Raw genomic sequence first — 3,294 nt, 5'->3', positions numbered from 1 at the left:
TGTTCTTTGAAAACTAGATAAGAAAAGTTAGTGTAAAAAGACGAAGAGAAACCGTAGGTTTTTCTTCAACCAAAACCGAGAATCAAGCCGAGAAAGAATCTTTCCGTTTTCATAAGCGATCGCACGTTTATGAAAACACAACAGCACCTTCGAAAGAAGGATGAGGTTAAGTGAGGAAGGGCGCACGGTGGATGCCTTGGCACTAGGAGCCGAAGAAGGACGGGACTAACACCGATATGCTTTGGGGAGCTGTACGTAAGCTTTGATCCAGAGATTTCCGAATGGGGGAACCCTCTATCTTTAGTCGGATAGAATCCTTACGTGAATACATAGCGTAGGGAAGGCAGACCCGGGGAACTGAAACATCTTAGTACCCGGAGGAAGAGAAAGAAAATTCGATTTCCTGAGTAGCGGCGAGCGAAACGGAAAGAGCCCAAACCAAGAAGCTTGCTTCTTGGGGTTGTAGGACACTCATTGTGGAGTGATAAAAGAAGGCGATAGATGAAGCGGCTTGGAAAGGCCCGCCAGAGACGGTAACAGCCCGGTAGTCGAAATGGTCTTCTCTCCCGAGTGGATCCTGAGTACGGCGGAACACGTGAAATTCCGTCGGAATCCGGGAGGACCATCTCCCAAGGCTAAATACTCCCTAGTGACCGATAGTGAACCAGTACCGTGAGGGAAAGGTGAAAAGCACCCCGGGAGGGGAGTGAAAGAGTACCTGAAACCGTGTGCCTACAAGTAGTTAGAGCCCGTTAATGGGTGATAGCGTGCCTTTTGTAGAATGAACCGGCGAGTTACGATTTGTTGCAAGGTTAAGCGGAAAAAGCGGAGCCGTAGCGAAAGCGAGTCTGAATAGGGCGTATGGAGTAACAGGTCGTAGACCCGAAACCAGGTGATCTACCCATGTCCAGGATGAAGGTAAGGTAATACTTACTGGAGGTCCGAACCCACGTACGTTGAAAAGTGCGGGGATGAGGTGTGGGTAGCGGAGAAATTCCAATCGAACTTGGAGATAGCTGGTTCTCTCCGAAATAGCTTTAGGGCTAGCCTCGAGGTAAGAGTCATGGAGGTAGAGCACTGTTTGGACTAGGGGCCCCTCTCGGGTTACCGAATTCAGATAAACTCCGAATGCCATTGACTTGTCCTCGGGAGTCAGACTGCGAGTGATAAGATCCGTAGTCGAAAGGGAAACAGCCCAGACCACCAGTTAAGGTCCCCAAATATACGTTAAGTGGAAAAGGATGTGGGGTTGCTTAGACAACCAGGAGGTTGGCTTAGAAGCAGCCATCCTTGAAAGAGTGCGTAATAGCTCACTGGTCGAGTGACCCCGCGCCGAAAATGTACCGGGGCTAAACGTATTACCGAAACTGTGGATGAATCCCGTTAGGGATTCGTGGTAGGAGAGCGTTCTAAGGGCGACGAAGCTAGACCGGAAGGACTAGTGGAGCGCTTAGAAGTGAGAATGCCGGTATGAGTAGCGAAAGAAGGGTGAGAATCCCTTCCACCGAATATCTAAGGTTTCCTGAGGAAGGCTCGTCCGCTCAGGGTTAGTCGGGACCTAAGCCGAGGCCGATAGGCGTAGGCGATGGACAACAGGTTGAGATTCCTGTACCAGTCTTTGTTGTTTGACGATGGGGTGACACAGAAGGATAAGGGAGCGCACGGATGGAAGTGTGCGTCCAAGCAGTGAGTGTGAGAAGTAGGCAAATCCGCTTCTTGTGAAGCATGAGCTGTGATGGGGAAGGAAATGAAGTACGGAAGTCCCTGATTTCACGCTGTCAAGAAAAGCCTCTAAGGAGAGAAAGACTGCCCGTACCGCAAACCGACACAGGTAGATGAGGAGAGAATCCTAAGGTGAGCGAGAGAACTCTCGTTAAGGAACTCGGCAAAATGACCCCGTAACTTCGGGAGAAGGGGTGCTCTGATAGGGTGAAAGCCCGAGAGAGCCGCAGTGAATAGGCCCAGGCGACTGTTTAGCAAAAACACAGGTCTCTGCAAAACCGTAAGGTGACGTATAGGGGCTGACGCCTGCCCGGTGCTGGAAGGTTAAGAGGATGGGTTAGCTTCTTGCGAAGCTCAGAATTGAAGCCCCAGTAAACGGCGGCCGTAACTATAACGGTCCTAAGGTAGCGAAATTCCTTGTCGGGTAAGTTCCGACCCGCACGAAAGGCGCAACGATCTGGGCACTGTCTCAACGAGAGACTCGGTGAAATTATAGTACCTGTGAAGATGCAGGTTACCCGCGACAGGACGGAAAGACCCCGTGGAGCTTTACTGCAACCTGATATGGAATGTTTGTACCGCTTGTACAGGATAGGTAGGAGCCATTGAATCGTGTGCGCCAGCATACGAGGAGGCGCTGGTGGGATACTACCCCCGCTGTATGACCATTCTAACCCGCCACGCTTAGCGCGTGGGGAGACAGTGTCAGGTGGGCAGTTTGACTGGGGCGGTCGCCTCCTAAAGAGTAACGGAGGCGCCCAAAGGTTCCCTCAGAATGGATGGAAATCATTCGCAGAGTGTAAAGGCACAAGGGAGCTTGACTGCGAGACTGACAAGTCGAGCAGGGACGAAAGTCGGGCTTAGTGATCCGGTGGTTCCGCATGGAAGGGCCATCGCTCAACGGATAAAAGCTACCCCGGGGATAACAGGCTTATCTCCCCCAAGAGTCCACATCGACGGGGAGGTTTGGCACCTCGATGTCGGCTCGTCGCATCCTGGGGCTGTAGTCGGTCCCAAGGGTTGGGCTGTTCGCCCATTAAAGCGGCACGCGAGCTGGGTTCAGAACGTCGTGAGACAGTTCGGTCCCTATCCGTCGCGGGCGCAGGAAATTTGAGAGGAGCTGTCCTTAGTACGAGAGGACCGGGATGGACGCACCGCTGGTGTACCAGTTGTTCCGCCAGGAGCATCGCTGGGTAGCTATGTGCGGCCGGGATAAACGCTGAAAGCATCTAAGCGTGAAGCCCCCCTCAAGATGAGATTTCCCATTTCTTTAAGAAAGTAAGATCCCTGAAAGATGATCAGGTAGATAGGTTTGGAGTGGAAGTATGGCGACATATGGAGCGGACAAATACTAATCGATCGAGGACTTAACCTCAAAAAGAACTTTCCGGTTCTCAGGGTTACACGCTTTTCTTCTCTAGTTTTGAGAGAACTACGTTCTTTCATATTCCTTGTCTGGTGGCTATGGCGAGAAGGTCACACCCGTTCCCATCCCGAACACGGTAGTTAAGCTTCTCCGCGCCGATGGTAGTTGGGGGCTTCCCCCTGTGAGAGTAGGTCGCCGCCGGGCAA

At 51.9% G+C, this 3,294-nt stretch carries 2 rRNA genes; both read left to right on the top strand.

Annotated elements, in window-relative coordinates:
• Positions 1-164 precede the first annotated feature (164 nt).
• Positions 165-3,097 (top strand): 23S ribosomal RNA (locus tag UR08_RS12945).
• Positions 3,098-3,176: 79 nt separating this feature from the next.
• Positions 3,177-3,292 (top strand): 5S ribosomal RNA (gene rrf / locus UR08_RS12940).
• Positions 3,293-3,294: the final 2 nt, after the last annotated feature.

This window comes from Listeria kieliensis, from assembly GCF_003369925.1.
Classification (GTDB): Bacteria; Bacillota; Bacilli; order Lactobacillales; family Listeriaceae; genus Listeria; species Listeria kieliensis_A.
The sequence above is the reverse complement of the archived record's forward strand: the minus strand, read 5'-3'. Positions and strand labels throughout refer to the sequence as shown.